Annotated in this window: 21 protein-coding genes; 6 read left to right on the forward strand and 15 right to left on the reverse strand. The window is 36.9% G+C overall.

Annotated elements, in window-relative coordinates:
- Positions 1 to 197: 197 nt before the first annotated feature.
- A complete protein-coding gene (locus ACGLWY_RS04685) occupies positions 198 to 743 on the reverse strand; it encodes a sigma factor (protein ID WP_396618494.1) in 546 nt (181 codons plus the stop codon).
- Positions 744 to 1,296: 553 nt separating this feature from the next.
- On the opposite strand from ACGLWY_RS04685, the gene ACGLWY_RS04690 reads away from it, so the two are divergent.
- The 5 genes from ACGLWY_RS04690 (at position 1,297) to ACGLWY_RS04710 (ending at position 5,197) form a co-directional block, all read left to right on the forward strand.
- The gene (locus ACGLWY_RS04690; protein WP_396618495.1) at positions 1,297 to 1,980 is read left to right on the forward strand and encodes a hypothetical protein; all 684 of its coding nucleotides are present in this window, start codon (positions 1,297 to 1,299) and stop codon (positions 1,978 to 1,980) included.
- 525 nt (positions 1,981 to 2,505) lie between these two features.
- A complete protein-coding gene (locus ACGLWY_RS04695; RefSeq protein WP_396618496.1) occupies positions 2,506 to 2,961 on the forward strand; it encodes a MauE/DoxX family redox-associated membrane protein in 456 nt (151 codons plus the stop codon).
- A complete protein-coding gene (locus tag ACGLWY_RS04700; RefSeq protein ID WP_396618497.1) occupies positions 2,958 to 4,073 on the forward strand; it encodes a hypothetical protein in 1,116 nt (371 codons plus the stop codon). Before ACGLWY_RS04695 ends, ACGLWY_RS04700 begins: the two co-directional genes overlap by 4 nt.
- Before the next feature lie 152 nt (positions 4,074 to 4,225).
- Positions 4,226 to 4,498 carry a DUF6520 family protein gene (locus ACGLWY_RS04705; protein ID WP_396618498.1) on the forward strand — a complete coding sequence of 91 codons (273 nt, stop codon included), beginning with the start codon at positions 4,226 to 4,228 and terminating at the stop codon, positions 4,496 to 4,498.
- A 426-nt stretch (positions 4,499 to 4,924) separates the two neighbouring features.
- Positions 4,925 to 5,197, forward strand: a complete 273-nt coding sequence (locus tag ACGLWY_RS04710; RefSeq protein ID WP_396618499.1) for a DUF6520 family protein — start codon at positions 4,925 to 4,927, stop codon at positions 5,195 to 5,197.
- A gap of 359 nt (positions 5,198 to 5,556) precedes the next feature.
- Here ACGLWY_RS04710 and ACGLWY_RS04715 read toward each other — a convergent pair whose 3' ends face one another.
- The 11 genes from ACGLWY_RS04715 to ACGLWY_RS04765 all read right to left on the reverse strand — a co-directional run bounded on the left by ACGLWY_RS04715 (position 5,557) and on the right by ACGLWY_RS04765 (position 21,841).
- Entirely contained in the window at positions 5,557 to 6,759 is a 1,203-nt protein-coding gene (locus ACGLWY_RS04715; protein WP_396618500.1) for a thioredoxin fold domain-containing protein, read from the reverse strand.
- 70 nt (positions 6,760 to 6,829) lie between these two features.
- Positions 6,830 to 9,502: an alpha/beta hydrolase family protein gene (locus ACGLWY_RS04720; protein WP_396618501.1), complete on the reverse strand. Its 2,673-nt coding sequence runs from the start codon at positions 9,500 to 9,502 to the stop codon at positions 6,830 to 6,832.
- Positions 9,503 to 9,696: 194 nt separating this feature from the next.
- Positions 9,697 to 11,121: a RagB/SusD family nutrient uptake outer membrane protein gene (locus ACGLWY_RS04725; protein WP_396618502.1), complete on the reverse strand. Its 1,425-nt coding sequence runs from the start codon at positions 11,119 to 11,121 to the stop codon at positions 9,697 to 9,699.
- Between the two features lie 140 nt (positions 11,122 to 11,261).
- Positions 11,262 to 14,522, reverse strand: coding sequence for a SusC/RagA family TonB-linked outer membrane protein (locus ACGLWY_RS04730; RefSeq protein WP_396618503.1), 3,261 nt, complete (start codon positions 14,520 to 14,522; stop codon positions 11,262 to 11,264).
- A gap of 594 nt (positions 14,523 to 15,116) precedes the next feature.
- Positions 15,117 to 16,736 carry a T9SS type A sorting domain-containing protein gene (locus tag ACGLWY_RS04735; RefSeq protein WP_396618504.1) on the reverse strand — a complete coding sequence of 540 codons (1,620 nt, stop codon included), beginning with the start codon at positions 16,734 to 16,736 and terminating at the stop codon, positions 15,117 to 15,119.
- A gap of 228 nt (positions 16,737 to 16,964) precedes the next feature.
- Complete coding sequence (locus tag ACGLWY_RS04740) at positions 16,965 to 18,155, reverse strand: T9SS type A sorting domain-containing protein (protein WP_396618505.1); 1,191 nt, start codon at positions 18,153 to 18,155, stop codon at positions 16,965 to 16,967.
- A gap of 112 nt (positions 18,156 to 18,267) precedes the next feature.
- Positions 18,268 to 19,449 (reverse strand): FecR family protein, encoded by a 1,182-nt coding sequence (locus ACGLWY_RS04745; protein ID WP_396618506.1) that lies wholly within the window; start codon positions 19,447 to 19,449, stop codon positions 18,268 to 18,270.
- 398 nt (positions 19,450 to 19,847) lie between these two features.
- Complete coding sequence (locus ACGLWY_RS04750) at positions 19,848 to 20,105, reverse strand: hypothetical protein (RefSeq protein ID WP_396618507.1); 258 nt, start codon at positions 20,103 to 20,105, stop codon at positions 19,848 to 19,850.
- 69 nt (positions 20,106 to 20,174) lie between these two features.
- Positions 20,175 to 20,702, reverse strand: coding sequence for an RNA polymerase sigma-70 factor (locus ACGLWY_RS04755; RefSeq protein WP_396618508.1), 528 nt, complete (start codon positions 20,700 to 20,702; stop codon positions 20,175 to 20,177).
- Positions 20,703 to 21,022: 320 nt separating this feature from the next.
- Positions 21,023 to 21,400 carry a sigma-70 family RNA polymerase sigma factor gene (locus tag ACGLWY_RS04760; protein WP_396618509.1) on the reverse strand — a complete coding sequence of 126 codons (378 nt, stop codon included), beginning with the start codon at positions 21,398 to 21,400 and terminating at the stop codon, positions 21,023 to 21,025.
- A 99-nt stretch (positions 21,401 to 21,499) separates the two neighbouring features.
- Entirely contained in the window at positions 21,500 to 21,841 is a 342-nt protein-coding gene (locus ACGLWY_RS04765) for a hypothetical protein (RefSeq protein WP_396618510.1), read from the reverse strand.
- A gap of 384 nt (positions 21,842 to 22,225) precedes the next feature.
- Between ACGLWY_RS04765 and ACGLWY_RS04770 the strand changes: the two genes are divergently transcribed.
- Positions 22,226 to 22,714, forward strand: coding sequence for a helix-turn-helix domain-containing protein (locus tag ACGLWY_RS04770; protein WP_396618511.1), 489 nt, complete (start codon positions 22,226 to 22,228; stop codon positions 22,712 to 22,714).
- Between the two features lie 116 nt (positions 22,715 to 22,830).
- Here the strand turns inward: ACGLWY_RS04770 and ACGLWY_RS04775 are convergent, their stop codons facing one another.
- From ACGLWY_RS04775 to ACGLWY_RS04785, 3 genes are all read right to left on the reverse strand, one after another.
- Complete coding sequence (locus ACGLWY_RS04775) at positions 22,831 to 24,336, reverse strand: aminotransferase class V-fold PLP-dependent enzyme (RefSeq protein WP_396618512.1); 1,506 nt, start codon at positions 24,334 to 24,336, stop codon at positions 22,831 to 22,833.
- A 623-nt stretch (positions 24,337 to 24,959) separates the two neighbouring features.
- Positions 24,960 to 25,934, reverse strand: a complete 975-nt coding sequence (locus ACGLWY_RS04780) for a helix-turn-helix transcriptional regulator (RefSeq protein ID WP_396618513.1) — start codon at positions 25,932 to 25,934, stop codon at positions 24,960 to 24,962.
- A gap of 124 nt (positions 25,935 to 26,058) precedes the next feature.
- Complete coding sequence (locus ACGLWY_RS04785) at positions 26,059 to 26,433, reverse strand: hypothetical protein (protein WP_396618514.1); 375 nt, start codon at positions 26,431 to 26,433, stop codon at positions 26,059 to 26,061.
- Positions 26,434 to 26,692: the final 259 nt, after the last annotated feature.

Consider the following 26,692-nt stretch of genomic DNA (forward strand, 5'->3'; position numbering starts at 1 on the left):
CATTACATTGGACTTCTTCAGATTGGGCGTAGCCGGAATTATAAACAAAAAATCAAGTAGCATAAGTATTATGGATATTCCTCTTAAAAAAAGCCTTTGGATCTGTCTTTAGTTATAATCTTCAATGCTACGTCTAATAGCATCGGCTTCTTTTTTTGGTAGCGTACTTAATATATTTTCTATTGCGTCAGCGGGGGTTATAGTTGTTTTTTAGACTCACCCATCACTGGGTTTGTAGGCTTATTGTGTGCTATGCCTTTGGTCAGTTTAGCTTTTATATTGTCAACACATGTATCTACTACAGCATCATAAAAGAAAACAGTTTTATCGTTTTCGTTATCAAATTCTGTGTAATCAGCCCATGCATTTAGAAAGACTTCCTGAACAATTTCCTTTGACTCCTGTGAATCCTTAACATATTGATATGCAATAGCGCTAAGTTGAGGATATAAACTTTTAAAAACCTCCCTATAACTCTTGATTTTTAATTTTTGCTTATCGTTAATAGTGTTCATACAGGTATTTATTACGGTATCATAAAAGAACTCTGTTATATCATTGTCATTTATATCATTATCAAATTCAGTGTAATCTGCCCATGCATTAAGAAATATTTCCTGAACAATTTCATTAGATGCCTCTATATCCTTAACATAATAATATGCAATGGCGCTAAGTTGTGGATATAAAATTCCATAAAGATTTTTATAACTTTTAAATTTTGATTTTTGCTCACCTTCCATGATATTATGGCTTATTCAATAATAAGTTTCCTAAATATAAGTGAATTGTTACATAATTGTAAAGGTTATTATATGTGTTACCCACAAAAATCCTTCTCAGACATGTTTTTATCCCTTAGAGACAAGTATGTCTCCTTTAAAACTCAATCTTTCTAACTAATAAAGCAATAGAAATGGAATTGCAGTATTCCATATTGTTTGTCTTAATATAAGTATTTACTAAAGAGGTATCCATTTTAAGAGGCCTCTTTTTTTTGCTCAGAACCCATCTTTGTATAGTTTCTAAAGAGAATCAAAACCAAAGACCTAATGATAGGTACAATACGATTATTCTTAGTTTACAATGGCTTTTAAGAAATCATATAATCACACCCCAAGGGATATAGAAAACAGGCTCAATTTGATAATTTAAGAAAGATTAAAGATGTGTCATAGGCTCTTAAAGTATTCATTTTGAATAATATAATCCCTCTAAGACAAGTTATTTTTCGTTAGAGATAAGTTTTCTTAGCTTTATTTGTTATCTAAAGTAATCTCAGGCAAAAAAAAGCTAATGATACAACACTTATTGACACATAAAAGGACCAACAAAAAATTCGTAGCGTTTGAAGACAGGGATTTTGAAATGAAAAACCCCATTGAACAATATGAAAATAAAATCATCATAAAACAAATGATTTTAAATGGCATTCCTAAAGAAGAAATGACCGGTGAAAAGGAATTTTCGGCCATGAGCAAGGAAATATTTAAAAATGCTTTTAATGATTGGTTAAAACTAAAAGGAGAATTCCAAGCCATAAAAGTTCCAGAAAACTTAATTCAGCTTTTAAAAACCGACAGTAAAGAAGATCAAGAAAAGTTACTCAAAAAATTAACAGTAACCCCGGAAGTGCTCACAGCCTTTATTTTTATGGCGTATCATAAATTCGGATACACATTGAGTCAATATACCTTTAGATTTCCTAAAAGATTTTTTGAAACAACCAAAATGTTACATGTTAAAATTATTGATTGTGGAGCGCACTGGCATTGCTTTTTTACAATCTTTAATAGTTTGGGAGATGAAAAACCCACTTCAGACGACAAAGAAGAATATCTTTATTATATGTCTAGTGCCTTTGGTATTGATAGAACGGAAATCGTTAACCAAATAAAATTGAAGGGCTTCAGGTTAAAATTAAGCCATCTGCCATATATCACATTAAAACATTATGAGCATTCGTACCAGATGTTTTAAAGACAGGGAACCTTCGTAAACAATCCCCAATATTTGTAGCTAATCCACGAACTCGTTTAAACTTTTTTGATTGAAGCGAAAAAATAGGAATTTTTGAACCAGATATAGTTTTTTGCCGAAAATACCAAGCTAAAACCACCTCGTCTCCGGTTTTTTTCTGTAAAACTGAAGCCATGTCTCCTTTTAAAGGGAATTTTAAAGGCAGGAAACATCATGGTGATACCCACATTGAAATCAATACGACAAACAACTCCTTCCCTTAAAAAAGGGAAGGTGGATTTAAATCCGATAGGATTTGAAGACGGAAGGGTAAAACCATTTTAAAGGCAGGAAATATTATAATTAACCCAACATTGAATTAACAAAACAGGGACTTATCCCTCAGCTTCACACAACTAATCCCTCTCAGACAAGTTTTTTTACACCAGAGACAAGTTCTATCCCTCTAAGGAAAGTTTTTATCCTTTACAGAACATTTTCATCACCCATCTTTGTATTGTTAATAAACAATTAGTTATAAATAATATGAAAATCTCTAGTAAACATAAAAGTATTCTGTTGGAATTAATTTGTTTCCTATATATACTATTATTTGTATATGCAGCATTAAACAAATTTTTGGTTTTTGATGAATTTGTCATTCAGATAGGGCAATCTCCCGTACTTACCGCTTATGCGGGTTGGGTGGCTTGGGTAGTACCATCCCTTGAAATTCTAATCTCAATTATGCTGGTCATTCCCCGGTTTAGGTTACTGGCTCTCTATGCTGCTTTTACTCTTATGGTCATGTTTACTGCCTATATTTTTATCATTTTGAATTTTAGTGACCACATTCCTTGTTCTTGTGGGGGCGTTCTTGAAAAACTGGGTTGGACGGAGCATTTAATATTTAATATCGGTTTTGTAATTCTGGCTTTTATCGGGATTATAATCATGAGTCCACAAAAAAATGACACAACCCTTAAATATGCAAGCATATGAAACTCAAAAAAACCTATATAACGCTTTTAATCTGTGCCATAGCTGGTATCGGTTTTGTTTCCGTGTTGTTTAGCCTGTCTGAAAGAGGACTACATCGTGACAATAGTTTTATTCGTCGGTTTCCAGGGCATCCAGCTATACAGGATAAAAAATTAGACCTTGGCTATAATTCCTATTATATAGCCGGGGCTGATAAGGGGCTAATTTACCTGGGCAATAAAATGGCGCCTTTACATCTAAAAATTCTGGACACTTCCCTTCAAGAAAAAAAAGAAATCCGTTTGGCTTTGGACATGGACACCCTCCCATTCCGATTTGTACAACTTCGAGTCATTCCTCCTTATTTCTTTCTTGCTGATGGGATGATGCCTTATATTGGAAGGGGTAACACGACCGATTGGAAGGCACATTCTATCTTGAACGTTAATGCTTATTTTGCGAAAATTGAACCAATAGATTCTGCTAATGTGGTCATTCGGGCGGTTAGCAGTAAGAGTAATGAAAATGTGCTTGGTAAGATTAGCCTTTTGGATACAAGCAAACTAGATCTTTCCCATGACTTGTTACAGAGACAGATAGATGGTATGTTTGATACGGATGGGGTACTGCAATACAATCACCAGTTACAAAAGTTGATATATACTTACTACTATCGCAATCAATATATTGTTGCCGACAATAATCTGGAATTGAGTCTTCGGGGGAAAACTATTGATACTATTAGTCATGCTCAAATAAAAGTCGGCACAATAGCCTCCAAAAACCAACAGAAAATGGCGGCTCCTGCACTATTGGTAAACGGGAATAGTGCTACTTATGGAACCTATCTTTTTGTTAAGTCCAAACTGGTGGGGCGCTATGAACCCATTGAGGTATGGGAACAGGCATCTGTTATTGATGTGTACAATGTTGCAGAGAATACCTATGAATTTAGCTTTTATGTCTATAACATAGGTAAAGAAAAACTAAAATCATTTCGAATTCTTAATGATAAATTTATTGGACTCATTGGGAATCATATTGTGACCTACAGGTTGGATACGAATCGTTTTAAGGGATTATTACCTGATTCAAAAGAGGGTGTAAATATTAATATAGCGGACTCCAAGTGAGGAGATCTGAAAAGAATTTTAATAAATTCTTTGTAATACTGAAAATGCTGAATCAAGTTCAGCATATAAAATACTACGTAGTGACAGGGGTGAGACCGAAAACCTGTAAAATAGAGTAGGTCATTAATTTTTAATTATTAAATTTTTATATTATGAAACGTAATTTTTTTAAAAACAGTTTAGCAGCCTTTGCTTTTTCTTTGGCTATTGTAGCTTCTTTTGCTTTTACGCCTAATGAAAGTGATACGGTGAGTCAATACTATATTCAAAATGTTAATGATTGTGAGTTAATCTCACAGAGTATTGATTGTAGTCCAGGGGATCAACTAGATTGTACTGTTGATGGAACCCCTTCAGGGGTTCCTGCGTTTGAATCTAGAAATGGTACTCAAACCACATGTTTAAATCGATTGACTAAAGATTAGTAATTTTCTAATGCTTAAGGAAAAGGTACCCAAAAATGGGTAATCATAGTCGGAAGATTTTTCTTCCGACTATGATGTTTATAAATTTTATTTAATACTATAATCCCGCTTTCTAATATGTATATTTAAATGGCAGCTATTCAGCGGTAATAACATCTCCTACTTATTTATAACCATCATTAGGTTTAAACTCGATAACTGTTTCAATGAGTCAGATTTATTGTTGATCTGTAAAACGTTGTAGAGAATACCTATGAATTTAGCTTTTATGCCTATAACATAGAGAAGAAAAACTAAAATCCATTATGTAATATTTTACAATAATGAATTTATGAAATGAAAACCTACTGCGTAGTGACAGGAATGAGATTAAAAACCTGTAAAAAAGAGTAGGTCATTATTTTTTAATATTTAAATATTTATATTATGAAATCTAATTTTTTAAAAGAGAGTTTAGCAGCCTTTGCTTTTACATTGGCTATTGTAGCTTCTTTTGCTTTCTCTACTAATGAAAGTGATACAGTGAGTCAATATTATATTCAAACATCACCCTCAGTTTGTACTCTAATCCAACAGAGTATTGATTGCAGTATAGGGGGATTAAATTGTACTGTTGATGGAACACCTAATGGTGTTCTTGCGTTTGAATCTAGAAATGCTACTCAAACTACATGTATACTTATATTGTCTAAAGATTAGTAATTTTCTAAAGCTTAAGAAAAAGGTATCCAAAAAAGGGGTTCACTATGTGCTCAAAATAGTTGACATCAAATTCATTTTTGGTATCAACGGTAATAGCATCTCCTACTAGTTTATAACTATCTTTAGGTTTAAACTCAATACCAGTTTTTAATGGACCAGATTTATGGTTCTGAATGTTATTGTATAAATGTCAGGTATCATCTAGTTTGACTTTAAGATAAGTTCAACGATTTCTTCGTGTTTTAACGTTTAGCTTTAATTAAGACGCCGTTCATTTTGCTGGGTTTAAAATTTGAGCAGACATAGGAAAGCCTATAAAGAGATTAAAAACTAGTATGATTGTTTTTTTATCGACATTAGTTAGCTTTTATCTTCTCAATAAGTTTTAATGTTGACGAGGCATTATCTCCATTTTTTTCTGCAAATTTAACAGCGTTATCAGCAGCTGTTAGTGCGGCTTCTTTTCTTCCCAGTTTGTACAACAAAGCCGCTTTGGTATCTAATTTAGCATAACTCTTACTACTTTGCAAAGCCCTATTCATCCAACCTAGTGCTTCATTTATGGCCTTTGGGTCTGTGATGTTATCGTTAGCGTAAAATTCCCATGCGTAATTATTTAGACCTCCAGTTTGATCCTTGGGAAGGGCATTTACATAAGTAATATAATGGCTGACATAAGCATCCCAGTCCTCATCTCTTTTGGCTGTACGTATTTTTGCTTTAAAATTTAAAGCTGCAATTTCTATTGGATTTAATCTTGATTTAGCATGAGACAATAGTTTATTAATTTCTTCTGTAGTGCTCTTTTCCCTAATAATACGTCTTAAGTACTTATCGTATGTAGCATAAGGAATATACCCCATCAAATAGGGTTCATTATTGGACTTACCTCTTTGTTTTACCAAATACTCAAATACGGTATTATAAGGACTCCGTATATACTTATTGATTAGATTCAGGTTTTCTTGCAAAAGCCATTGTTCCTCATCAAGATCCTCTAAATACCTAATCATTATGTCTTCTGTTGGCAAATCTCTTTCCTTTAAAAAAGCAAGGTAGTTGAGAATAAACTCTGGAGTTCTATTGCCTGATTGGTATTCTGAAGTCATTAATATAGCATCCTTTTCTGAATGGATTGCTTTTTCTCCAAATTCAAGCATTTCTTTTATATCAAGCGCACCACTTTGCCTTATGACAAGCTTTCCTTCTTTATCCACAAATAATAGATAGGGAAAACTGGTAACCCTAAATTTTTTACTTAACTCTACACCTTCTCCTTTTTCGGCATCTAGCTTATAGGATATAAATTTTGCATTGAAATAATTGGCTACTTCTTTATCTTGAAACGTGTTTTTGTCCATCCACTTACAGGGTCCACACCAGGTGGTATAGACATCAACAAAAATTAACTTGTTTGTGGTTTTAGCCAGTGCTAGAACGGATGTCCAATCTCCAGTTTTAAAATGGATGCCTTGTTCTTGTGTATCTTTACAGCTTAAAGTAAATGTTATCATTAAGATTAACGAAAACAACACGATTTCTTTTTTTGATTTATTCATCTTTCTTCGATGTTTTTGCATTTTTTATTATTTAAATCTAAAAGCCCCTTCACTAAATTAGTTTACTGAACTAATTTTTAACGCTTGTTGGCAGGCTGGCTCGATCCGGCTTTAAATATTTATCAAACCACGCCTTCATTCGTCTGGTAAGATCAACAGCATTTGACTTATTACGGATGCCATGGGCTTCATCAGGATATAATAGCAGTGTAGCATCCTTGCCCAAACGACGGAGTCCCATATACAGTTCAATACTCTGGCGCCAATCTGTGCGAGCGTCCTTGCCTCCAGTCCATAACAACAGCGGTATATTGATGTTAGCCGCATGATGTAAGGGTGAATTACGTAAATAGGCCTCCGGGTTTTGATAAAAAGAATCGGTAAACCGCCATTGCTGACTCTCAAACCAGAACATTCGACTTATATCATAATCACCCACCGCTATACTATGGTACATGCTAACCAGATCCGTATTGGCTGCCCCAGCAATAGCCGTGGCAAACATATCTGTTTGGGTGACGACAAATACCGTTTCATAACCCCCAAAGGAATGGCCTATTAGACCAATATGATCTTCTTCCACGATCCCTTTTTTGAATACTGCCCTAACACCTGCCTCTACACATTGTACGGCCGATATCCCGGGATCATTGAACTTGTACTTGATATCCGGTAAAAACACGAGATACCCGTCAGCCGTATAATTAGTGCGGTTAAATCCGTCTCCTAAATACTCTGTAGGAGCCTCATAAATATGTAACTTATCAGATAGTTGTTCATATATATTCACGATCATGGGATATTTTTCACCAAGCTTATAGTTTGCAGGGTAGAATAACGCGCCTTGGAGTGGTTGACCTTCAGGTCCTGTATAATGAATAAGCTCCGCTTTGCCCCAATGGAACTGTTTTTGCTGTGGGTTGGTTTCCAACAAGGTCCCGGCTTCGGACATGTCCTTTTCCCAGTACTTTATACGAGGAGACGTTTCAAAAGATTCTTCTTTGTAGATATAAGCTTTACGGTCTTTTGCTTTTTTAAGCTCTGTTACATGCATGTCTTTATAAACAATATCTTTAATACCTTTTGTTGGTTTCCAAACAGCATACCCTGATGCTTTATCTGTTGTGCCAAAGGTTCTAAATACCATGCCCTGGGATGGATCTAACTGTCCTTCTTTATAGAAATTAGGTTCAAACCTATGGCGGATCTGTTTTTCTTTGCCATTAGTAAGCTTTCGGGCTTTGCCCTTTGGAGAAATTAACCAAACATCATACCTATCAAAAATCACCAATTCTTTGTCCTCATTTGTCCAATATAGAGTTCTGCCATGCCCTTCATAGGGCTCCAAACCTCCTGAATCGGCACCATCATCCTCTGTTTTATAAAGCTGTACCGCAAGACCTTTAGTGGCATTGGTATGGGTTTTCTTTTCCAAATCGTAGATCCACCAATGTTTGTCCCTAAAATAATTGATATACTTGCCTGTAGAGGAAAACTGTACATTAAATTTAAAGCCATTCTCTCCATATTCCTGTTGTTTTAAAAACAGACTTTGCTCTCCTGTTTCCAGATTAGTCAAATAAAGGTCTATATCTCCTTTCATTTTAAAGTGAGGTGCGTAGGCTATAGGGTTATAGGAGAGCATATAAGTCCCGTTTATGGAAACCTCTGCTTCGGGAAGTGCTTTAGTCTCTAGTACCATGGTCTTATCTTTTAGGGGCCACCAGGACGTCTTCCATAAACCGAATTCTCCCAAACCATACAGCTGATCAAGTTTTAGTCTATGGTAAATACGCTTATCTTTTGTGTTCCAAACCTGAACACTGTCAGGTAAATTTTCACCTATCATCATGTCTAAATTCTTCTTATCAACAACCTCAAAAAAGACTACAGATCCATCCTGTGAAATCTTCAATTTATATTCCCCTATATCCATACCTCCAAAAAGGGCAGTATCTATGGTAGGATCCAGACATTTAAGTTTTGATTGCCCTTGTTTAGTATTATAGTAATACAACTTGTGTCGTTTTTGCTTTTCTGAACCCTCTGGTGCTTCCTGTAAAAAAACCAATGCTGTTCCGTTACTGCTCCAACGCAGTTTTTTATAGGTGTACAATTTATTTTCAGTAATGCCAGTGGTTTTAGGAGCAGCTTCCAAAGTGTGCAGTACCACGCTTTTTTTTCCTTCCATATCTAAAATATATGCCAGCTTATTGGATAGTGGATGGATCTGATATTCTACAACTCCTACAATCGTTTCCTGCTTCCCTGTTGTTAAATCTATAATGAGTAGACTTGGCTGCTCTGTTGAAGCCATGGGTTTTATAGAGGCTATCAGATACTTATCGTCAGAAGATAATTCAAATTTAGACACATTTGAAATCCAACGAGTGGCCCCTCTTTCCAAATCCAATATCCCCAAGCCTTTTTTCGGAACAATACAGGTAAACCACTTACTTCCATTACTAAATTGACCGTTGGAGCCAAAAGGAAAATGGTACTTGGCATCGGTCTTGGTAGCCCCTACAAATAGGGTGGATTCTCTACTAGTACTGTTATGCAAACTATAAGCGTACCAATCACCGTTATTGGAGATTTCTTGCCCGGATAACCTGTTCCATAAGTTATAATCTTTAGGGGTTAAGTACCTTTTTTGTTGGGTATTATCCGTTTCCGATTGTGGGTAGATCTGTGTGTTTATGGCACAGAATAATAGGAGTGTTATGGTGATTGTTTTTTTCATTTATTATATTTTTTTCATTCCCGCGTAGGCGGTAATCTTTCTTCTTAATTGATAATATCTGTTTGTTAAAGATGTGTTTGTTTTTGACCTCTCTAATAAAAGTGACTGAATATTTTTCTATTATGTTTTAGGTTCTCTTCATGAGATCCCCTCCTCTACCTACGCTAAAGCTTCGGCAGACAAGTACGCGGGGACTAGTAGCCATCGTTTTGTGTTAAATTTGGATTCAACAAAATTTCGGATTCCGGGATAGGCAGTAAGATATCCGTGTCTCTCCAACCCGGTTTAATGGGCTCCAATACTTCTTTGGCTTTTCCCATACGCTTTAAATCAAACCAACGGTGCCCCTTTTCTGTAAACAATTCTACGCGGCGCTCTTGTAGAATGGCTTCTAATAATGCTTCTAAAGTGCTTGCTGTTGTATTCCCTAGACCTGCCCTATTTCGAATAGCGTTTATATCTGCCTGGGCACCTGGAATATCTCCCAGATGTGCTCTGGCTTCCCCACGAATTAAATATTGTTCTGCCAAACGCAGTTGTATTGGATATTCCTTTGAACTCGGTGTTCCATTTGGTGAAAATGTAAGGCCTCTTTCTTTATATTTATAAGCATGCCGAAATGTTCCTAAACTGGTAGAGACTTCTTTTATCCATGCGGTTTCACCAGATTGACGCTGATCGCCAGGGCTGAATATGGTACCCGATTCAAACGCAAAATATAATAAGTCACTTAAAACTGTTATAGGAGATCCTATGATTATAAATTGATCTCCATCTGCATTTTCACCTTCAGCATCTGGTTTAAATTGCCAGATCGTGCTTGCAGCATCTTTTAGAAAAACCTGGCTTAAATCCGGTAGCAAGTCTCCAAATTCAGCAATAACATTATTAGCAGCAGCTTCTGCCAATGCCCAGTCTTCGCTATATAAATAAGCTCTTGCCAGTACCGCTTCTGCCGCTGTAGCATAAGGGCGCGTATGATCCCCGCTGAAATCGGTATCGGGAAGTAAGCTTTGAGCCAAAATTAAATCTGCTATAATATGCTCGTACACCAAAACTCTTGGCATACGGGATACGGTCGTGTTTACTATATAATCTGTAGTGGTGATATAAGGCACATCGCCAAAAAGCTCTACTAATAATAAATGTAAGTAGGCTCGAATAAACAGGGCTTCTCCATTAAACTGATTTCTATCCTCTAAATTTAAGGTTACTGAATTTTCAAGCCCTTCTATAATCAAATTAGCCGTATAAATCTGGTTGTAAGCGCTGCCCCAAATTGACTTTACTTTGGAGTCATTTGCCAACAGGGTATGGTTTTGGTATGGTGATGGTAATCCAGAATATCCCGGCCCTTCTTCCAGTTCATCGGTATATAAACCCATTTGGCGGTTTATCCTATTCGTTCGCATTTTACCATAGATGCTTTTTAGGGCAGCGTCTACTGTGCTCGGGTCATTAAGGACAGCTTCTGTGGACAATTGGTTCTTTGGGAGGTCTACTTCCACAAATTCTGTACAGGCGATAATCAAAAACATTAAAACAGTTAAGCATAATAGTGCCCATGTATTTAATTCTGATATAAAACCCCATCGATATGTTTTTAATTTGGTATGCATGTGTGTTTATTATTTTTTCATGTTTTTATTTCAATTACCGTTTAGATAACGCTCTCGCCAGATCGTTCACTTTGCCAATGCGCCGGCTGGCTCGTTCGCTAAAAATGTCTTCAAGACATTTTATTCACGCTCCGCCCTGATTAAAACCCAAGTTGTAGGCCCAAGGTAAATTGCCGCAATAATGGCAGACGTCCTCCTAAATTATTTACCTGATCCGGATCTGAACCTATATATTTAGTAAAGGTTAAGAGGTTCTGACCGTGTAGATAAATGCTGATATCCATTCCGGAGACCACCTCTTTAGGAATTTTATAACTTAAATCGACATTTCGAAGTCGGATAAAGGAGGCATCTCCATAAATCGCGTTACTCTCAAAATATGGTATAGATGCTCTGCCTGCGACTGAAGTTGTACCAAGTGTATATTGTGCTATCGAGGTTTGATCTCCAACTTGCTGCCAGCGATTTAATACGGATACATGTTGGTTTTCAAATGTCCCAGGCAATCCAGATATTGCAATAAAATTAGCCTTATGCTTCTTATACTGGAAAAATATATCCAAGCTCCAGTTTTTGTAATTTAAGCTATTACCCAAGCCTCCATAAAATTTTGGGGCGGTGTGCTCGATCCATTGCTGGTCATTTTGTTTATCTATAAGTCCATCATTATTATAATCCTCAAACTGGTGTATGCCTGTATCTGGGTCAACCCCTGTGTGGTGATACACTTTATCAATACTTAGTGGTTGACCTACTACATATTGATTCCTATAGGTAGAGTTTTCCAAGCCGTCAAACTTTACCAGTTTATTTTTCAGTACCGAGGTATTAAAGGTCGTCGTCCATTTAAAGTGCTTGTTATGGACATTTGTAGACCTGAAATCTATCTCTAAACCTGTATTTTCTACGGTAGCATCAAAATTGCTATTTAAAATGGTAAAACCAGTGGTCTCCGGTAAAGGAATGCCCACCAGTTGATTAGAGGAACGATTTTTATACCATGCTGTTGTGAGCATGATACGATTCTGTAAAAAACCAAGCTCCAGAGCCACTTCAAACTTTTTGTTTTCTTCCCAACCAAAGAAAGGGTTGAATAATCTGGAAGGCTCCAGCCCTGAACCGTTGTAGTTCACAGTTGAAGTGGTAAAGGAATCATAAAAACCGTAATTCCCTATATTATCACTACCCGTAATCCCATAACTACTGCGAAGTTTACCAAAACTTAAAAACGTATTATGCTTTAGGAATGTTTCCTTTGAAAATAGCCATGCCCCACCTATGGCTCCAAAATCACCAAATTGCCTGCCGGGGCCAAAACGAGAGGACCCATCTCTACGACCTGTGATATTTATAATATATTTTTTATCCCAATTAAGATTTAGCCGTGCAAAAACGGATTGATAATTATATTCCGAATCTTCATCCAAAGAAACCCTAAGAGTTTTGGCAGAAGAAAGATCCAAGATTTGATCGTTGGAGGCGAAACCATCTCCATAATGACTGATTCTACTTGATTTCCTTTGTTGGAATGTGACCCCCATTAAGAGATTAAGATTGGCCTTGCCCCAGTCTGTTTTCCAGTTTACCTGTGGTTCTACAATCCAGGATTTACTGGAGACATTATTAGTATATACAACAGCATCTGCAGACGTGAGCCCACTGGTAGGGCTTCTACTATCACTTGTAAATGTATTATATAGCTCCGATCTATAGTCTGTATACCCCAGATTGGCTTTAACTTCCAAATTAGTCATGGGACGATAGGAAAGCATTGAATTAAGTAAAAGATTATTGCTCTGTGTACGAAACTTGTTTTCCAGCTGCCCCAGTGGGTTTATCCAAGTGTCATTTTCCCAATTTAAATCGCCATTTTCTTCATATAGTGCAGGCGCATTTGGTGGCAACCTAAAGGACTGCAAACCTAATCTATTTTGAGGAAGCCATTTATCGTCTGCTGTATAGTCTGTTGTGATATTTATTTGAAAGCTTTTGTCCAGTGATTGGTGGTTGATATTGCTATGCACTGATGCCTTTCCATATTTTGAATCTCCCGGAAATACGGTGGTCTCATTTTGATAGCCGCCACTAAATAAAAATTGGGTCTGCTCACAGCCTCCCAAAAAAGATAGATGTGCAGTGTTGCGATAGGCAGTCCCCCCAATAAGCTCTTTTTGCCAATCGGTATACCTATTTTGATCCCATACATATAAGTCGGGGTTTTTATCATCAAAATTAGGATCGGCTTCTAATATTGTTTCTAAGGTATACCCATCATTAGCAAGGGCTTCCAGTCGCATGTCTAAATATTGCTCGGTATTTAATAAATCTACAAAACGAGTTACAGATGCCATACTGGTTGTTACATTAACTTTAATTTGTGTTTTTCCTGCCTTACCTTTTTTAGTGGTAATGAGCACCACACCATTAGCGCCCCGAGATCCATAAATGGCTGTAGCATCAGCATCTTTAAGCACTTCTATACTTTCAATATCTGCAGGATTGATTAAATTTAAAGGACTGATGTTATTTGAAGTAATTTCAACATTAGCTTTTGTAGGCTCTCCCAATGCTTCGGAACTATAGGGAACCCCATCTACAATATACAAGGGGTCTGAACTTCCATCTATAAAATTCTTTCCTCGGATCTCTATGTTAAAACCGCCCCCAGGGATTCCTGAATCCTGGGTAATATTGACGCCGGGGATATAGCCCTGCATAGCGGCCAAAGGATTGTTGACGGGTTGTTTTTCAATGGTTTTTGCTTCAATTTTACCGATGCTCCCGGTTCGTTCCCGTTCGGAGGTTTTATAATAGCCTGCATTAATGGTCACTTCGTCTAAAGCACTAATGCTTTCCCTAAAGGACACATTAATAGTCGTTTGGTTACCAACGGTAATTTCTTGCGTCTCAAAACCTAGGGAAGAAATGACCAATACATTAGCAGGATCAGTAACCGTTAGCTTATAATGCCCCTCTAAATTGGTAGCGGTACCTTTTGTGGTTCCCTTTATCAAAACGGTTGCTCCTGGTATGGGAAGACCTGCTTGGTCGGTTATGGTACCAGAGACTGTCTGTTGTTGTATTTGGTTGTTGAGATTTTCCTTTATTAGAATGGTATTGTTTTTTGTAAAAATGACATTAAGATCGCCTGACGAAAGACTCTGGTTTAATAAGGTATGAAGCCTAATAGCACCTTTTTTGAGCGGTACCTTTGGAAGGTCCTTAAACAAATCGCCATAATAAATAAACCTATAATCTGTTTGTGATTTTATAATCTTGAATACAGCATCAACAGACATCACAGTATCTACATCTATAACAATCTTATCATTTTGAGATAGGACATGCTTTGGTGTTAAGCTGAACAGTGTGGTACAAAACAAGAGTATAAAGATTCGCATGGTGAACTCTATAAAGGCTTTTCTTTTCCTGATCCCGATTACTATCGGGACTATTAGGAAGAAAAAAACAGAGATTATTTTTATTTTTATAACTTTACAATTCATTAATTAGTTTATATATTGATTAATGTGTTTAGGGGGAGATTCAGTTACTTACTTACCAGGTGAAAACTGTTTCTTCCCTTTGTTTATCTGTTTTTATTTCATATGTAAATATTTATTGTTTTTTAATGGTCATATGCAATCGCTTTATTTTCATTGGTGTTTGTGTCTCCAAATCATGGCGATTTTATATGCCAACGCGCAAGCTGGCCCCTTCTCTAAAACAGTCTACTAGACTGTTTTTTAACGCTCGGGCTGGGGAAATACAGTTTTTTACGTTCTAAGGTGATGACTGTTTTCCTCCTTTTTTAGTGAAACCCTATTTTGGCAATCACGCCTAAAGCGTGAGAAGACAAAATAGATGGTCGAACTAATCACGACAGATACTGAAACAAGTTCAGCACAGGGGCGTGATCTCCATCTTATATGTAGTATATACTCGATGCCTTTTTGTTTTCTTTAATCTTATGTCTATTGTCTAATATCTATTATCTATTTCTTAATAATCCGTTTTGTCTCCATACCCTGATCAGTAATTAGCTGCAACAGATACAGCCCTTTGGATAACTCACTAACATCAATTTCTGCCGCTTTATTCTCTAAGACCTGTTGTCCTAATAAATTATATATTCTTACAAATTTTAAATCTGATACATTCTTTATATAAAGGGTGTTTTCTACCGGGTTTGGGTACACTGTTGCTTTTTGAAATGCATAATCATCTGTAACCGCTAATGATACCAAAGAATTCACTGATAAATTGTCAAATCCAATATATGCATTAGCCGACGGTGTTATTGTAAAGGACGTTACACCCACCCAATTTAAGTCAACTGTTGGGTTAATACCTGTAACTATTGTTATGGTAACCGGCGAATTATTACCGCCTGTCGGAATAAACGCATAGTCAACTTCACCAAAATAACCAAAGTAATTATAAGGCAACAATGAATTGACTACTACGGGTTCAGAAAACGAAACAATAGCTGACCCAGGGTTTTGTCCCCCTCTTTCAATAGAGTTACCTGTTGTACCTATAGGATTCCCTCCAACATCTGTAGCCCTTGTTATAATATAAGTAGTCAAAGCCACACCATCTGCATCAAAATCATTTGATGTTACCGTAGTTGTAATTCCATTAATAGTTTCATCTGCATATGTAGATCTACCAAATTCGTTATAGTATTGAGTAGCATTCGTATCCCAATCAAATAAAATAGAGCTACCAAGACCAGTCACTGATAAATTATCAAAGCCAAACTCTGCTCCGGAAGATGTTACCGTAAAGGAGGTGACACCAATCCAATTTAAACTCACGGCCGTGACTCCTGAAACTAGTGAGGCTGTCACCGGGTCATTAGTACCGCCTGTTGGGGTAAAGGTATAGTCTATATTGGCGCCTGTGCCTTCTATTGCTAAAATAGAATTCACCACTACGGGCTGGTCGAATGTAAATGTGATGGACGTTCTTGTTGCATTGGACAGCACTACATTTCCCGATGTACCTAATGCACCGCCATAGTCTGTTAAGGCATAACTGGAATCTCCTGATACCGTCACACCAATGCCATTAACAGTTTCGGTAATGGTGCCTCCTGTATTATTGGCTGTTTCCCATTCAAAAAAGGTTTGTCCATTGGTTCCGGTATCAATCGACAGATTATCAAAACCAAACTTTGCTCCTGTAGATGTTACTGTAAAGGAGGTGACATTAACCCAGTTTAAATTAATAGGTGGCGCTTGCCCTAATGTTAATGTTCTTGTCACTGGGGAATTAGAGCCTCCCGTTGGGGTAAATGTATAATCTACATTAGTAGCGCCTAATCCATCTATCGCTATAATGGAATTGACCACTACAGGCTGGGAAAATGTAAAGGTTAATGAGGTAATCACATTTTGTGTCAATGCCACATCTCCCGATGTGCCTCCAAAATCACCGCCGGGATATAATTCAAGGTCTGGGTCTCCTGATAGGGTGACCGTGATGCCGTCTATGGTTTCTGTGATCGTGGCACCATTATCTGTCGCCGTTTCCCAGCCAAAAACCGTTTGTGAACTCACCGTGTTGAAGGATAGTGTGAGTAGGGTTAGTATGAGTGTAATTTTTTTCATAACAGTAATTTCTTAAGTTTAATGGACATATACTTTGCCTTATTTTTATATTCGCTCATAAGGTCTTTATACACTTCAATTTAAGTCAGTTATGCCAATTCCACAAACCCTGTCAATCCCGATCCCGATCCCAATAGCTATCGGGACTATCGGGATTGACAGGGTTCAGGAAATAATTATCATGTCTCTAAATTCAGTAACCACGCTAAAAAAGCGTGGCGTTTACATTTACTTCTTAATAATTCTTTTAGTCTCCGTACCTAGGCTAGTATTTATTTGTAAAATATACATGCCTTGTGAAAGGAGACTCACATCAATGATTGCTTCTTTACTCTCCAATACCAGTTGACCTACATTATTATATACTTTAATAGATTTTAAATCAGAGATGTTTTTAACATGAAGGATATTCTCTACTGGGTTTGGATACACTTTTGTTTTTTCAAAAACATAGTCATCTGTAGATAATGTATTTAGCGAGAACGATAAATCGTCAAACATGAAGTATGATCCGGAACCGTTTGAGGTCGTTACCGTAAAGGACGTGACCCCTACCCAATTTAGATCTACTACAATACCATCAAATACTGGCGTTGTGGCGACAACAACGGCATTGCTGCCACCTCCGCCCGTGGGTGTAAAGGTATAGTCCGTGGCTACACTTCCGTCGCCCTCAATGGCCAGTATGGAATTAATGTCTATGGGCTGGTCAAAGGTAAACGTAACTGAATTTGATGGAGATGATGTCCATATATCATAGCCTGTGCCCCCTCCGTAATTGCCGCTCAGATCTGCATCAAAAATAGCTAGGTCTGGACTGCCCGTAACCGTAAGGAGCACGCCGTTAACGGTCTCGGTGATGTTGTCGCCGTTATCGACTGCCGTCTCAAATGCGAAAATGTTCGGTGTTGGTGGGACATAGCTGTTTGGTGAGAACGATAGATCGTCAAACATGAAGTATGAACCGGAACCGTTTGAGGTCGTTACCGTAAAGGACGTGACCCCTACCCAATTTAGATCTACTACGATACCATCAAATACTGGCGTGGTTGCGACAACCACAGCATTGCTGCCCCCTCCGCCCGTGGGTGTAAAGGTATAGTCCGTGGCTACACTTCCGTCGCCCTCAATGGCCAGTATGGAAGTAATGTCTATGGGCTGGTCAAAGGTAAACGTAACTGAATTTGATGGGGACGATGTCCATATATCATAGCCCGTGCCCCCTCCATAGTTGCCGCTCAGATCTGCATCGAAAATGGCCAGGTCCGGACTGCCCGTAACCGTAAGGAGTACACCGTCAACGGTCTCTGTTACATTGTCACCGTTATCGACTGCCGTCTCGAACGTGAAAACAGATTGACCACTAACTGAATTAAAAAAGAGTGCTAATACTGCAAATAAAAACGTAATTTTTTTCATAATAAGAGTTGTTTGATAGTTAGCAATTAAGATCTTTTTATTGTTGATCTTGTGGTTTAAAAATATACTCTGCGTGTTCAGCTACATGGATAGATTTATATGCCTGGGACTCCTACTTTATAATTAATCTTTTGTTTTGTATGTTATAACCTGCTATAAGGTTGGTACTTTTTAAGGCTGACATAATCTCTTCTATGCTTTGGTCTTTTTCTAAGACTCCTGTAAAAATGATAGTTTCGAGATCCTTATTTTCAAATACGACATCCATATCATACCAACGGGATAATACTTTCATAATGGCTTTTAATGGCATTTTTGTAAAATCGAACACGCCGTCTTTCCATGAGGTTGCTACGTGTACATCGACTGTAGCCATGGTCATGCTGCCATTTTGGATATTCAGATTGAATTGCTGGTTTGGTGCCAGTATTTGGTTTTCGGTTTCAGTACTTACCGCTACTTTTCCTTCTACCAACGTGGTATAAACATGAGTTTCATCTTTATAGGCTTTTATATTAAACTCCGTACCTAATACTTCAATGTCTTGCGATTTATGGCGTACCTTAAATGTTGCGCCATTGTGTTCTGTACTCGGAGAGACATCAAAATAAGCTTCTCCGTACAACAGTTCTACCTGACGGCTTTCGCCGTCGGTAAAACTTACAGGGTATTTTAGTTGGGTTTCAGAGTTCAACCACACCTGTGTACCATCTGAAAGAGAGAGTTGGAATTGCCCCCCTCTTGGGATGGTTAAGTAATTATAGACTAATTTGTGGGAAGTATTGTTTTCGCCTGCCTGCCCGGTAGGCAGGTAAACTATTTTTTCACCATTGCTATTTACACTCGCTGTTTGGTACGTTGTTCCTTTTTCTAAAACAACTTCAGTACCATCTTCTAAGATCAATGTTGCTTTATCGGTGCCTATTTCGATATGGTTGTCAACAATAACTGGCTGTTGATTTATTTGTAATTGGTTGTCTTTATTAAAGAAAATGGTAATGCCAAATAAAATAACAACAGCTGCTGCCACCGCATAAAGCCAAGGGCGCATGTTTACGGTTCTGTGTTGCTTCTCGCTGTCCATAATGTTCTTCCAAGCTTGTTGCTTGTTTAATTTGTTGGTAAATTGTGCATATTCGTCTTTTTTGCTCGCATCGGTAATGTTAAAAAGCAGTTGCTTTTTTTCATTTTCATCAAATAAATCAGACGTTTCCAAATCTGTGGGTTTTTCCTCTTTCAATAAAGACCATGTAGTTTTTTTTGAGAGGGATTTTAGTTTATCAAAACTGTTCATAATAATAGCATGTTATACTATTATAACAGATGTGAACGGGAAAGTGGGTGTGGTAAACCTTAAAAAAACGTTATTCAATTGTTAAATGGCCTAACGTTTCCCGCTGCGCGAAGTATGTGCTGTACGAAGTTTTCAACTTCGTACCGTATTGAGTAAGCAAAGTGTTTGTAAGCTTGTAACGTTGTTCGAAGCGATAATAAATAAAAAAAATATAAAATAAAAACAAGCTACATTTAAGTAAAAAATAAATGTCGTTTTTTGTTTTAAGTAATAATGATGCGAAGTTTCAAACTTAGCACAGCAGGTAGCAGGTTGAAAATAGTTTACAAAAAAAATCCCCCTTTCAGAAGCGGGTTTTAGTTTATCAAAACTGTACATAATAATAGCATGTTATACTATTATAACGGATGTAAACGGGAAGTGGGTATGGTAAACTCGCTGCCCATAATGTTCTTCCAAGCTTGTTGCTTGTTTAATTTGTTGGTAAATTGTGTATATTCGTCATTTTTGCTCGCATCGGTTATGTTAAAAAGCAACTGCTTTCTTTCATTTTCATCAAACAAATCAGACGTTTCCAAATCTGTGGTTTTTTCCTCTTTCAATAAAGACCATGTAGTTTTTTTTGAGAGGGATTTTAGTTTATCAAAACTGTTCATAATAATAGCATGTTATACTATTATAACGAATGTGAACGGGAAAGTGGGTATGGTAAACTGTAAGGAACTTTATTCAATTGTTAAATGGCCTAACGTTTCCCTGAATTTTATATACGCATTTTTCTTATAAGACTTAACCGTATTAACAGATATGTTCATCTTTACAGCTATTTCTTTGTTTGTGCAACCTTCAAGGCTTAATCTCATAACCTTGGCGATTTGATCGGGCAGCGAATTAATGGCTTTTTCAATAAGTGCAGAGGTTTCTGTTTGTACAACTTCAGACATAAAATAGCTATCTGTTTGTAAAATTTCCAACTCATCAGTAGGGTAAGCCTTAAAATCCTTGGTGTATTTAGTTTTCAGAAAATTCAAGCATTTATTTCTTACCGCTGTGTAAAAAAAACCATCGGTCTTGTTTTGGTTTTCAAAATAAAGCTTTTTTTCCCATACTTTAATAAAAACATCCTGAACGATATCTTCGGAATGGTTGACATCTTTAACATACTTGTTCGCAAAAAAGCATAAGCGATCATACAAACGTTCGAAAATTTTTTCAAATTCCCTCAAGCTTAAGCTGTTTTTTATCCTAAACATATTTTTAATTAGTTAATAGCAATTACTAATTTGTGATGTAATATATAAAGATTAAGATAATCTGAGAGTCCCTAATTACTTCTAAGATAAGAATTTAATTTGTAATTTACATGCTGTATGCGTATAAAATCACACAAAATAAATCGCATATACTTAATATTTATATGTTAACCATAGCATTTCAGTTCTATAACAGATGTCTTAAATTAAGGTCTTAAATGAATTTAAAAATGGAATATTAGGACCCATAAGTTAAAAACACATAATTTTATCTGTTTTAATACACTTTTTTATATTTTCAACTATCCTATCTACCGGAATTAGACCCCTATTATTAAAAAATGGCTCAGGAAATAATTTAAAGAAGTCGTCAAATTCCTTTCTTGATAAAAGCTGGGTCCCGTGTCATAGGCGAGATTGGTATATATAATCCCCATGACCTTGAGCGCGGGCCGTTTGCTCTTTAGATGGTTAAGGCATTTATTCCTTACGGCCTTATAAAAATAGCCGGCGGTATGGTCTTCATCTTGAAAAGCAGTTTTATCTTCCCATACCTTAATAAAAACCTCCTGAACGATATCCTTTGAGGCCTCCAAATCATCAAGGTACTTATACGCGAATACGCACAGTTGTGGGTACAGGCTCTTAAAAAGTGTGTTGTAGTCCTTAAGTGTTGGTTCTTTTTTGCCTTCCTTCATGGTTTTATTGGAATGGAGTTAATCAAATTAAAAAACAGTAATAAATGGTCCTGATTGGGACAAAGCATCCCAACTATATGTTTTTCGTCTTTTTTAAGACTATACATCTTCCTGTCCAATGGCCACAATTTCATTTGTTTCAATGCACTTTTTTATGTTCTTGGTCAGCGTAACGACAGGTATCAATTCCCTGTTGTTAAAATATGCAGATGGAAGCGATTTAAAGAATCTGTCAAATTCTTTTCTTAATAAAAGATGTGTCCCTGTGCTATAGACCAGATCGGTACTTATAATGCCTATAACCTTGAGCGCGGTGCCACAGTGAGCTTTAACGGCATTGCTGAGATAGGATCTGTCCACCAATAGAGCTAATGAGGTAATAATATCGTGCTGTGACAGTATAAAGGCATGGGGCTCTATAGGTTCCTTGTTTTTTTCCATGGGGTCAGGTTTAAGGTTAATACATGCTTTTTTTATGGTGTTCTGTAAAGTTGAAGTTGCCTGAAAAACAAGGTCAATACCCTATTAAGCCCTTTATGTACGGAAACAAAAAAGGCGCGGAACTCAGCTTACTGCCTTAGAGGTACTGGTATACCGAGGAACAATAAGTGAGCCCGCACCCTAAGGCGCGAGCATCTTACCTATCATTTCGTTCCTTTTAAAATCACCAGTTTTCTAAGACGAAATTCAGAGCGAATGCTTCTAATATTACTACAAAAGAGTTGCAATTCACTAATAATTATGTGAATATATAATTAATTTTATTAACAACAAAATTTCATTATAAATTATTTTATGTTGTTCGGTATTTTGTTCAATTTGAATATGACTAAATATAAAAACGAACAACTTTTAAAAGAAATTGGGGAAAGGGTAAAAGCTCAAAGAATTAAAAGTGAACTAGAAATAGAAGACATATCTGAAATGACTGGATTCACATATAACACCATTCGAAACCTTGAAGATGGTAATGAATTAACTTTAAGCTACTTTGTTGAAATCTGCAAAGCCATTAAATCCCATCCAAAAGACATTCTTGATTTAAAAATAGACCCTCAAACACGATACGAACTATCGCCTTCTAGAAAAGAAAAATCCCGTCTAACCGCTCGTGTAAAATTATATCTTGCAGATAATTACTTCTTAAAGGATAGAACTGCTCATGACATCCTACAAGAACTTGAGGAAGATTATCAAATAAAATCTTCTACTGCAGCTATATCCGTTATACTTAATAGAATGGTTCAAATTGGTATTCTCAAAGCATCTAAAAAGAAAAACATCAATTACTATTCCACAAGAAAAAAGCAATAATAAATTCAATAGTAGCCTTGGCTCTGTTGGTTGTACCACTAATTGTTTTTCGTATGGATTCGTATTTATTTTTAATAGGTACAGGTTGTGCACAAAATCACGAATTGTGGCATTCCTTATGCCAGATCAAACCAAGTTTCGGTTACTTGCTGCCGTTCATGGTCTGGCTTTAAATTTATATAATCATTTTTTAGGGCGTCATATTCATAGTCTTTGCCCCAAACCCCATGATTGGCTGCCACAGCCTCTATGGCATCGCAGATGGTATCTATTTCACGGTTTGTCATGGTTGGATGGATGGACATCCGTACCCAACCCGGCCTATCAATCAGGCATCCATCCATAATCTTTTTCTCAATGGCCATGGATAAAGGCTCATCTACCTGCAACAGGTAATGCCCATAGGTGCCGGCACAGGAACAGCCGCCCCTGGTTTGTATGCCAAAGCGATCGTTCAATAGCTTTACAATAAGGTTATAATGGCATCCCACCACATAGAAGGAGTAGATTCCCAAGCGATTGGTATGCTCCCCTGCCAAAATGTGGAGATTTGGAATGTTTTTGAGTCTATCGAACACCTTGGTATTAATGGCAGCTTCCCGTTTGAGTATATTGTCCACCCCCATTTGTTCCTTGAGCTGTATGGATAGGGCAATCCGTATGGCCTGCAAAAATCCTGGCGTACCGCCATCCTCCCTCGTTTCAATATCGTCTATATAATCCCGGGTTCCCCAAGGGTTGGTATAGGAAACAGTGCCACCTCCTGGAATATCTGGCACCAGATTCCTGTATAGCTTTTTATTAAAGATAAGGACCCCGGAAGTGCCAGGTCCGCCCAAAAATTTGTGTGGGGAAAACGTGATAGCGTCCAAATAGGCCTCTGGATCTTCAGGATGCATATCCATAGCCACGTAAGGTGCCGAACAGGCAAAGTCCACGAAGCACAAGGCATTATAGGCATGGGCTATTTTAGCCACTTGATGGTAATCCGTTTTAATGCCCGTAACATTGGAGCATGCCGTAATGGCCACAATCTTTAATGGGTGGTCTTTATGGGATTCCAATAAGGTTTCCAAGGATTTCATCCCGATTAGCCCATCCTCTGTATGGGGTATGATTTTCACATGGGCAATGGTTTCCAACCATGATGTATGGTTGGAATGGTGTTCCATGTGCGATATGAATACTATTGGTTTTAAATGATCCGGAATCTGGGTATAGGACATGAGCTGCTCCGAGACCTTAAGACCCATAAGCCGTTGTAATTTATTAATGGCACCGGTCATCCCCGTCCCTACCGTTATCAGGATATCATCATTGTTTGCATGGACGTGGGTTTTGATTATGCTTCTTGCCCGATGGTACGCCTTGGTCATGGAAGCCCCCGTTATAGAGGTTTCCGTATGGGTATTGGCCACAAAAGGCCCGATGGTATCTATGAGCTTTTCCTCTATGGGCCTGTACAGTCTGCCACTGGCTGTCCAGTCTGCGTAAATAATCCGTTTTTTACCATAGGGAGACATGAATTCCTGATCAATTCCTATGATTTGATCGCCGAACTGCTTAAAGTAAGCTTCCAAATCAAAACGTTCCATGATGCTTTCCTTGTTATTACTGCCCATATATTTTTACTGCTATAAATCCATTCAGTTGGTTTGTTTTCGGTAAGACTGTTCTTGATTTCTATTATCAACTGTAACTTATTATTCAAAAATAATCAAAATTTAGCGATTAAATTATTAAATATTCAAAAAAAATAATCAATTACTGGCTTAAATGTAATTTAATGTGATTTAACTTCTAACATTCTTACCTCTAAAGGAGATGTGAATTAGGCACGAGCAAAGCGAACTGGCGAAGCAAAACCCAAAGCAGAGACATCGGGGAGTTGTTTAGATTAAACTTCCGAAAATTTTAAAAGGCTTCGTTTGAGCAGAAAATATTATTCAAAAATTGCAAACACAAAAAAAATAATATTCGGGTATTTACAGCTATGGGAATCGGGATGATTAATCATATTAAAATGCTCTCTTTAATTAGTTTCGGCTACGCTCAATCTTAAGAACTCCAATTAGATGGTGACTGGCGCAACCGAAATCAATTACTAATTACTGATAAGCAGGCCCAAAGATCGATGATAAAACTTGCCTGAAAGGGATTAAAACTTATCCTAAAGGGATTTTTGTAAAAATTGCTTCAAGAAGAATGAAATTAAAAAAGGAGGGGCGATACAAACCGCTTCAAATCACATTGAACCTTTATAGGATTGCTTTCTCAAATCGCTTGGCGTGTAACCATATTTTTTCTTGAAGGCTTTGGAAAAATGAGGGATGCTTACAAAACCCGCTATATGTGCCACTTCTTTTAAGGGAATATCGGTATGCTGAATTAAGAGGCTTGCTCTTTTTAGCCTTTCATCTATTAAAAAACGAAAAACAGTATGTCCATATAATTGTTTAAACCCATGTTTTACTTTATATTCATTGGTTCCAAAGGTATGGGCCAATTCTATTAATGGTAAAAGCGGTTTATCTAGGTTTTTAAGGATGTAGGCATGAATCCCACGAATTTTACTAATATCTGACGAATTTAGGTGAAAGCCTCTATTTTGGTTATCAGCAAAAGGAGAATGCTTGCCCTTTTTATTCTTTTTCTTTGCAGAGGTTACCGTTTCCCTTAATGCTATTTCCCTTTCCTTACTGTTCTTAACAATTTCCATGGACGTTATTATGATCCTTTCTGATTGGCTAGTTTCATCAATAAATTTACCCACCAAGCAGTTTATTGTCAAAGTTAAACGCTTTTTGGTTTTAAAGGACAGTACAATATATTCCTCGTGAGGGTTTAGACCTGCGGACACTAACCTAGACTTTAAATGATCCCATGCTAATTTAGACTTTTGAGTCAAAAATGAAGAAAACGCTTTTCCTTGTAATTCACTATCATCAAAAAGCAATAATTGTTTTATTCGAGAATTATATGTTATAATGGTTTCCTTTTTATCCAATAGGAAGAACATTTGTACAACGTATTTATAAGTTTCATGTATGTTTACGTAGCCTTGATGGAGAAAAGAGTCCTTTATTTCTTCTAAGGTCATGTTAACCAGTTCTACCAGTGCTTCAATGTCATCATTCTTGTTGCTTCTTTCAAGCCTGTACGCAAAATTTCCACTCGCAAACTCCACAAGGATGGCGTGAATTTTTTTTAGTCTTTCCATTTCATCTTTATTAAGCTATCAGACATTGTACATGGGTTTGTTTAATAATTGAGGGTTAACACTACTCTTTTTACTGTTTTAAGCTGAAAATCAAAAATTTAATTAGATAAATTATAAGGAGCAATTATAAGGAGCGCAAAAACGCTAAAGCTTCGGCATCGTCGGTAAATACCTCAGTAGGAATAATGGGTTTGCTTGTTTTAATGTAAAATCCCGATATTGCGTAAGATATTGGGTTATTAACTAATAAGGCAACAGCTTTGATTAGTACTGAGCCTTCCAATGCTAAATAGTCCCTCGCAGCTTTATCTGCACTTTTAACGCCTCTCATATCACAAAAAACCAAAAATGCTTTGCCTTGTTGTAGAAAGAGTCGGTCCTTAACAACTTTCATAGCTCCAGCAAGATCTACAGACACATCGTTTTTGTAAACAACAAAAAGAATTTCTTTTTCAATCCAAAACTTAGCGCACTCATTTTCTATATAGTTGCTCAACATGATACTATAATTTGGCCTTCAAAATAAAACATTTGTAAAAGTGTTATATATGCACTTAATTATATTTGCATTAACTTTATCTTAAGAGGGAATCATTTGAAACACATCAAATATAATAAGAATTATTTTAATGCAGATGCGGTAAACCCGTACTTTTAGACTATATAAGGACTATTTTCTATTTTTTACTGACTTACTTTTTTAAAGCTTCAGCTAGACATACTAACTTATAAAGTTCATAGAAGCTAATTGTTTGGTT

It is taken from the genome of Mariniflexile sp. HMF6888, assembly GCF_044335535.1.
Classification (GTDB): domain Bacteria; phylum Bacteroidota; class Bacteroidia; order Flavobacteriales; family Flavobacteriaceae; genus Mariniflexile.